This is a genomic window from Streptomyces sp. URMC 126 (genome assembly GCF_051386555.1).
GTDB lineage: Bacteria > Actinomycetota > Actinomycetes > Streptomycetales > Streptomycetaceae > Streptomyces.
The window spans coordinates 1-7178 of sequence record NZ_JBPQTX010000347.1 but is presented as its reverse complement, the minus strand read 5'-3'; the positions used below and the strand labels follow the sequence as shown (position 1 = coordinate 7178).

5 protein-coding genes and 1 pseudogene are annotated in these 7178 nt (G+C 74.5%); 4 read left to right on the top strand and 2 right to left on the bottom strand.

Annotated elements, in window-relative coordinates:
* Both ACSNOK_RS28735 and ACSNOK_RS28730 read right to left on the bottom strand, forming a co-directional pair.
* Window positions 1-1174: pseudogene (locus ACSNOK_RS28735) on the bottom strand (hypothetical protein); the annotation flags it as partial.
* A gap of 259 nt (window positions 1175-1433) precedes the next feature.
* Window positions 1434-2822 (bottom strand): transcriptional regulator, encoded by a 1389-nt coding sequence (locus ACSNOK_RS28730; protein WP_436783714.1) that lies wholly within the window; start codon window positions 2820-2822, stop codon window positions 1434-1436.
* A gap of 315 nt (window positions 2823-3137) precedes the next feature.
* Between ACSNOK_RS28730 and ACSNOK_RS28725 the strand changes: the two genes are divergently transcribed.
* From ACSNOK_RS28725 to ACSNOK_RS28710, 4 genes are all read left to right on the top strand, one after another.
* On the top strand, window positions 3138-3812 hold the full coding sequence (locus tag ACSNOK_RS28725; protein ID WP_436783713.1) for a bifunctional DNA primase/polymerase: 675 nt from the start codon (window positions 3138-3140) through the stop codon (window positions 3810-3812).
* Between the two features lie 179 nt (window positions 3813-3991).
* Window positions 3992-4780, top strand: coding sequence for an ABC transporter ATP-binding protein (locus ACSNOK_RS28720; RefSeq protein WP_436783712.1), 789 nt, complete (start codon window positions 3992-3994; stop codon window positions 4778-4780).
* On the top strand, window positions 4777-6417 hold the full coding sequence (locus ACSNOK_RS28715; protein ID WP_436783711.1) for a transporter: 1641 nt from the start codon (window positions 4777-4779) through the stop codon (window positions 6415-6417). The genes ACSNOK_RS28720 and ACSNOK_RS28715 overlap by 4 nt, the downstream gene beginning before the upstream one ends.
* Window positions 6418-6496: 79 nt before the next feature.
* The gene (locus tag ACSNOK_RS28710; protein WP_436783710.1) at window positions 6497-7093 is read left to right on the top strand and encodes a DUF7691 family protein; all 597 of its coding nucleotides are present in this window, start codon (window positions 6497-6499) and stop codon (window positions 7091-7093) included.
* Window positions 7094-7178 lie beyond the last annotated feature (85 nt).

Genomic DNA, 7178 nt, shown 5'->3' with positions numbered 1-7178 from the left:
GGTACTGGGTGGCGGCCGAGGCGTCCGCGGCGGGCGGGGGCATCGGGGAGCCCGGGGCGCCGGAGACTCCGGGCATGCCAGGGGTGCCGGGGGCGCCAGTGGCGCCGAAAGAGCCTGCCATTCCGCCCGCCCCAGGCCCGCCGGGAACAGGCGGCAGGTACCGGGTGGCGGCCTCGTCGCCGGAACCGGCGGGGTCGCCCGCGGCGCCCCGGACGGGCGGCAGGTACTGCGTGGCGGCCGACGCCGCCTCGGGACCGGCGGCGGCACCGGAGGAGGGCCCGCTCCCCGGAACCGGCGGCAGATACTGCGTGGCGGCCTCCCCGGCGCGCGAACCGGCCGACCCGGCGCCCGGACCGCCCGGCACCGGCGGCAGGTACTGCGTGGCCGCCGCGTCGGACGGCGGCCCCGCCGCGGGCCCGCCGGGGACCGGCGGCAGGTACTGCGTCGCGGCGGAGTCGGTCGCCGCGGAGGAAGGCCCGCCGGGAGCGACCGGCGGCAGGTAGCGCGTGGCCTCCCCGTCGCCGCCCGGGCCCGCCGGCGGCTCCTGGAGGGGCGGCAGGTACTGCGTGGCCGGCTCGCCCTCTCCGCCGGGGGCGCCGGTGCCCGCCATGGGCGGCAGGTACTCGGGCACCGCCGCGTTGCCGCCGGACGCCGGGGCGCTGCCCGGCAGGGGCGGTACAGGGCCGGGGGTACGCGCGGCCGGGCCGAGGCCCTGCGGGGGAACGGGCGCCGGACGGAGACCCGTGCCGTCGGGCGCCCCGGGTATGCGGGGCGCCTCGCCGGCCCCGGGCGCCGCGCCGTGTCCCCGCGCCGGCGGAAGGTACTGCGTGGCCGCGCCGGAGCCCGTCGCGTCGTCGCCCGCACCCCGCGTGTAGGGCGGGAGCGGGGCGCCCGGCATCGGTCCCGCGCCCACCGGGGGCAGGTGCCGCGTCGCCTCGGCGTCGGCGGGGCCGGACGCCGGGGTGTGCGGGGGCATCTCGGGAGGCAGCGGCGTCCGGGGGCCGCCCGGCGGCTCCCACGCCCCGCCGCCCCATGACGGCCCGTCCGGGGACGGCGTCGACGGCGTCCCGTCCGCCGCCGGTGCCTGAGCGGGGCGGGAGGGCAGCACGATGCCCTCGTGCGCCGGCGGGGCCGCAGGGAACTGCGGCTCGTTTCCCTGTCCGCTCTGCGTCACCGGGACTCCTCATGCTGTACGGGTACGGAACGGCGGCTCACGCTACCCGGTGACTTGACGGCAGGCCACGTGCGGTGGTTGGGGGCACGGGCGGACCCGCCGCTTCCGTCGGCCGCCGCTCCGTCGGCCCGCGCGGAGCGGCCCCGGCACCTCCCCGGCCCCCGAACGCACCTCCCACGGGCCCACAACACGCTTCCCCCCGCCCCGGAACGCCCGGCGGGCCGAAACGACCGGCCCGCCCGGCGTCGTACCCGAGCCCCTACGCCGCCTGCATCTCCATCCGTGCCCCGAAGTCCCGCACCATCGGCTCGTCCCGGTACGGCTGGAGGCGCTGCCGGAAGTCCTCCAGGTACTCCGCGCCGCGGTTCGACCGCAGGGTGCCGAGGAGTTCCAGCGCCCGGGTGCCCGTCACACAGGCCTCTTCCACCTCCCGCTGCTGCACGTGTGCCGTGGCGAGCAGCAGGAGGCCGATGGCCCGGCGGCGGACGCGGCCCTCCGGGTGGTTGGCCAGGGCGTCCTCCGCGTGCCTGCGGGCCGGCTCGGACTGGCCCAGGTCGCGGTGGCAGTGGGCCAGTTCGTCCGAGAGGTACGCGCGGTCGAAGTGCCGGATCCACGGCGGGTCGTCACCGGAGTCGATGCCTCCGTCGGCCTGTTCGAGCTTGGTGACGGCCTTGGCCGCGACGGTCTGGCAGGACCGGGCGTCGCCGAGGAGCGCGTGCCCACGCGCCTCGGCCGCGTAGAACATGGCCTCGACCCGGGGCGTGACCTGCCCCCGGGCGCCCTCCTGCGCCGCCTTCGCGAGCTGGGCGATCTCCCGCGGGTTGCCGAGCGACGCGGCGAGGTGGCTCATGCTCGCGGCGAGGACGTAGCCGCCGTAGCCGCGGTCGCCCGCGGCCTGCGCGAGCCGCAGGGCCTGGATGTAGTAGCGCTGGGCGAGCCCGGGCTGTCCGGTGTCGACCGCCATGTAGCCCGCGAGCTCGGTCAGCCGTGCGACGGCCGCGAAGAGTTCACGGCCGACCGCCTCCCGGTACGAACCGGCCAGCAGCCCGGACACCACGCTGTTCAGGTAGTGGACGACGACCGGGCGGACGTGCCCGCTGCCGTACCGGTGGTCGAGCTCGACCAGCGCCTCCGTGGTGGCGCGGACCGCCTCGACGTCCGACACCCCGACCCGGGCGCCCGCGCTCCGCGCGACCTGCGGGTCGGCGCCGGTGATCAGCCAGTCGCGGCTGGGCTCGACCAGCGCGGACGAGGCGACCGAGGTGCCGCTGAGGAAGTCCCGGCGGCCGACGTCGCTCCGCCACAGCTCGCAGACCTGCTCGATCGCCCCCATGACGGTCGGGGAGAACTGCAGGCCCACGCCCGAGGCGAGGTTCTTGCCGTTGGCCATCCCGATCTCGTCGATGGTGACGGTCCGGCCCAGCTTGCGGCCGAGCGCCTCGGCGATGACGGCCGGGGCGCGCCCGCGCGGCTGCTGACCGCGCAGCCAGCGGGCGACGGACGTCTTGTCGTAACGGAGATCAAGACCGTGCTCGGCACCGCACATGTTGACGCGGCGGGCCAGGCCGGCGTTGGAGCAGCCGGCTTCCTGGATGAGCGCCTGCAGCCGTTCGTTCGGCTGCCGCGCGACGAGTGGCCGTGCGGCCATCTGTACCCCCTGAGACTGCTATCCGTTCGCGAAGTCCTTCGCGAACCGCGGAGAAGCTGAGACAGCTGAGAGCGCCTTCCTCTGCGATCTTTCCCCCCAATGTCCTGAGAATGCCGGACTTTCCCGTATTGATGCCAGAGCGTTGATGAATGCGTCGGCTGTGCCGGCTTCCGCCTCGCAGGTGGCTACCCCCCTCCCGGGGCGAAGCCGCCTCTGCGCCCCCGCACATGCATCCGTGCGCCCCGTGTGCTGATGCCCGCTGCCCCCATGCACCCCCGGGACGGCCCGTAACCCCTGGTGACAAGGGGAGTTGTGATGAACGTGGAAGAGACGATCGGAGTAGGGACCCCGCGCATTCCCCAACAACGCGGCGAGCGCGTCCTCGACGCCGCCGTGCGGTACGCGGAGGAGCGGCACTGGGACGTTTTCGCCGGCACCTGGCTGGAGGCCGTGGACGGCCGGGAACGCTGCTCCTGCGGCGATCTCGACTGCCCGGCCCCCGGCGCCCACCCGGCCCGCCCGGACTGGGCCACGCAGGCCACCGGCAGCGCGGTGGGCGCGCGCCGGATGTGGGCGAAACACCCGGGGGCCGCGGTCCTGCTGCCGACGGGGCGGACGTTCGACGCCCTGGACGTCTCGGAGTCCGCGGGCTGCCTGGCGCTGGCCCGCATGGAGCGGATGGGCATCGAACTGGGGCCGATCACCAGCACGCCGTTCCGCCGGATGCTCTTCTTCGTCCTCCCGGGCGGGGCGCTGAAGGTCGCGGACGCGGTGCGCAAGCTGGGCTGGCGGCCGTCCTCGCTGGACCTGGTGGCGCGGGGCGAGGGTGATTACGTGGTGGCGCCGCCGAGCCGGGTGGGCAACCGCGGGGCCGTGCAGTGGGCGCGCCAGCCCACGGCCGCCAACCGCTGGCTGCCCGACGCGGAGGAGCTGGTCAGCGCGCTCGCGTACGCGTGCGCCGGGCAGCCGGCGGAGGTGCGGAGCCGGTAGCCGGCGCCGGAGACCGTCGGCGTCCCGCGACGTCTCGCCCCGGCCCGAACCCGCCCCGGACCAGGACGGACGTCCTCCGAAAGTCGTTGACGTTTGTCACCTGTCCCCGCCGTCGGCGGACCCTAGGCTGAGAACGGGGGCGGGGCCTGCCGCCCCCGTTGCACCACCAGGAGCGAGGGATGGCAGTGGGACGGGAAGCGACATCCGCGGCCGTACGCGTAGAGGGACTCTGGAAGCGGTTCGGCGAACAGGTGGCGGTGGCCGGGATCGACCTGGAGATACCCGCCGGCCGGTTCGTCGGGCTCGTCGGCCCGAACGGAGCGGGCAAGACCACGACGCTGTCGATGGTGACGGGCCTGCTGCGGCCCGACTCGGGACGGGTGGAGATCGCCGGCCGCGACGTCTGGGCCGACCCGGCCGCCACGAAGTCGGTGATCGGCGTGCTGCCCGAGGGGCTGCGGATGTTCGAGCGGCTGTCGGGACGCGAACTCCTCGCCTACACCGGCCGTTTGCGCGGCCTCCCGGGCGACGAGGTGGACCAGCGGGCCACCCAGCTCCTCGACGTGCTCGATCTCGCGAGCGCGCAGCACAAGCTCGTCGTCGACTACTCGACCGGCATGCGCAAGAAGATCGGGCTCGCGGCGGCGCTGCTGCACAACCCCGAAGTGCTCTTCCTGGACGAGCCGTTCGAGGGTGTCGACCCGGTCTCCGCGCAGACCATCCGCCGGGTGCTGGAACGTTACACCGCCTCCGGTGCCACGGTCGTCTTCTCCAGTCACGTCATGGAGCTGGTGGAGTCGCTGTGCTCCTGGATCGCCGTCCTCGCCGCGGGCCGCATCCGCGCGCACGGCACCCTGGAGGAGGTCCGGGGTGACGCCCCCACCCTGCAGGCGGCGTTCCTCGACCTCGTCGGCGCCCGGCGGGCGAGCGAGGGGCAGGAGCTCGACTGGCTGGGCGGTGCGCGATGACCGCCACGACCGCGGCTCCCGCCTCCGTCACTCCCGCCACGTCCGCCTCTCTCCTCTCGCTGACCCCGCTCTTCGCCCGCCTCAAGGTGACGCTGCTGCGCAACGGCCTACGGCAGTCGAACAAGCGGAAGGCCGTCTTCATCGCGTCCCTCGTGCTCGTCGCCCTGTTCGGCGCGCTCCAGCTGCTCGGACTGGCGTCGCTGCGCGGCACCGAGCACGCGGCGGCGCTCACCGTGCCGCTCGCCGTGCTCCTCGCCCTCGGCTGGGCGGTGGTGCCGCTGCTCTTCCCCGGCGGCGACGAGACGCTGGACCCGACCCGGCTGGTGATGCTGCCGCTGCGGCCCGCGCCGCTGACCACCGCGCTGCTGGTCAGCTCGCTGATCGGCAGCGGCCCGGCGTTCACCTTCCTGATCCTCGCGGGCTCGGTGATCGCGACGGCGCACGGGGCCGCGGCGTTCGCGGTCGCCGTGCCGGCGGTCCTGCTGACCCTGCTCGTCTGCGTGACCCTGACCCGCGCCGTCGCCACCGCCAACGTCCGGCTCCTGTCCAGCCGCAAGGGGCGCGACCTCGCCCTGCTCAGCGGCGTGATCGTCGGCGTCGGCGCACAACTCGTCAACCTGGCGGTGCGGAAGCTGTCCGAGGCCGGGCTGGCCCGGCTGGAGCCGCTGGCGGACGTGACGCGCTGGATTCCGCCGGGCTCCGCGCTGGACGCCGTCCGCGCCACGAGCGAGGGCGAGTACGGCCTCGCCGTCGCGGAACTCGCCCTGACCGCCGCCGTACTGGCCGCCCTGCTGTTCTGGTGGCAGCGCACCCTCACCAAGGTCATGACCTCGCCGGACTCCTCCACCCTCGTCTCCACGACGAAGCCGGAGAAGGAACGCGCCGCGGGCGCGGGATGGTCCCGGCTGCTGCCCGCCGGCCGGGTGGGCACGGTGGCCCAGCGCCAGCTGCGCTACGCCTGGCGCGACCCGAAGACCAAGACGACCTGGGGGTCGATGCTGGGCATCGGCATCGCCGTTCCCCTCGTCAACATCGTGCAGGGCGCGCACAGCCTGTACTTCGTGTCCGTCGCGGTCGTCATGCTGACCGGACTGATGTACAACCAGCTCGGACAGGACGGGCCGGCCTTCTGGATGGTCCTCCAGACGATCGGCTCGCCGCGCGACGCGCTCGCCGAACTGCGCGGCCGTGCCCTGGCCCTGGCGCTGATCACGGTGCCCTACCTGGTCCTGCTCGTCCTGGCGATGGCGGTGGTCACCGGCAGGTGGGACCAGTGCCCGGAGGTGCTGGGTCTGTCCCTCGCGGTGCTGGGCGGGTTCCTCGGCACGGGTGCCATCGCCTCGGTGCAGTTCCCCTACTCCGTCCCGCAGGACCACGCCTTCAAGAACGTCGCCCCCGGCCAGACGGGCATCGCCTGGCTCGGCACGCTCTGGTCGCTGGCCGGCATGGCGGTGTGCGCGCCGCTCATCGGCCTGACGATCGCACTGCACGTGACGGACGGTCACGGCCTGCTGTGGACGGTGCTGCCGCTCGGCGTCGTCTACGGGCCGCTGGCCGCCTGGGCGGGGCTGCGGTTCGCCGCGACGCGGATGACCCGGCGGCTGCCGGAGATCCTGGCGGCGGTGAGCAAGGCGTAGGCACGGCGGGACCGGCCCCGACCAGGGGGTTCACCGTGGGCCCGGGGCGTTGTCAGTGCCCGGGTCTACGGTGGGTTCCATGAGTTCCGCGATGTCCTTCTCCCTGCTCGACCTCGCCACCGCGCGCGCCTACATCGGCTGCCGCGACGAGGGGCTGCTGCACGCCGTCCGTGACAACTTCGGCGCCGATCTGGCCGCTTCCGACTCCTGGTTCGCGGACGCGATAAGCCATGGCGCGCCCACGGCGTACCAGGCGCTGGAGGCGGTGATCGCCGGCGGTCCGTTCGACGAGGAGTACGGCTTCCAGTACGGCTACGCGTACAAGAGGCTCTGCGAACTCACGGGTTACCGCCTGCCGAACGACAACTTCTGTCCGATACGGGCTTCGTGGCTGCCTCGGCTGGACGAGGCGATGGCCGGGCTCGGCATCACCGCCGTCTCCGTCACCGGCTTCACCTACTCCCTCCCCGACCCGCTGCCGTTCACCGACCTGCCCGGCTACGGCGAGTGGACGGCGGAGGAGTGCGCGAAGGGTCTGGCGCAGTGGGAGGCCACCACGGAGGAGCAGCGGCGGGAGGTGGATCCGATGACGCTGGAGGTGATCGAGGAGTGCGTGGGCTGGATGCGGTCGGCGGGGCGGATGCCGGGGTTCGGGGTCGTGGGCTTTCTGTCGTGAGGGATTGCCCGAGGGATTGACGGAGGGGGCCGTCGGGCCGGGGGCCGACGCGGTCGTCGGACGGCGGGTGGCGAGCGGGCGTGGG

Coding starts and splice junctions, on each gene's coding strand:
- ACSNOK_RS28730 (WP_436783714.1), bottom strand. CDS start 2,822: ATGGCCGCACGGCCACTCGTCGCGCGGCAGCCGAACGAACGGCTGCAG.
- ACSNOK_RS28715 (WP_436783711.1), top strand. CDS start 4,777: ATGACCGCCACGACCGCGGCTCCCGCCTCCGTCACTCCCGCCACGTCC.
- ACSNOK_RS28725 (WP_436783713.1), top strand. CDS start 3,138: ATGAACGTGGAAGAGACGATCGGAGTAGGGACCCCGCGCATTCCCCAA.
- ACSNOK_RS28710 (WP_436783710.1), top strand. CDS start 6,497: ATGAGTTCCGCGATGTCCTTCTCCCTGCTCGACCTCGCCACCGCGCGC.
- ACSNOK_RS28720 (WP_436783712.1), top strand. CDS start 3,992: ATGGCAGTGGGACGGGAAGCGACATCCGCGGCCGTACGCGTAGAGGGA.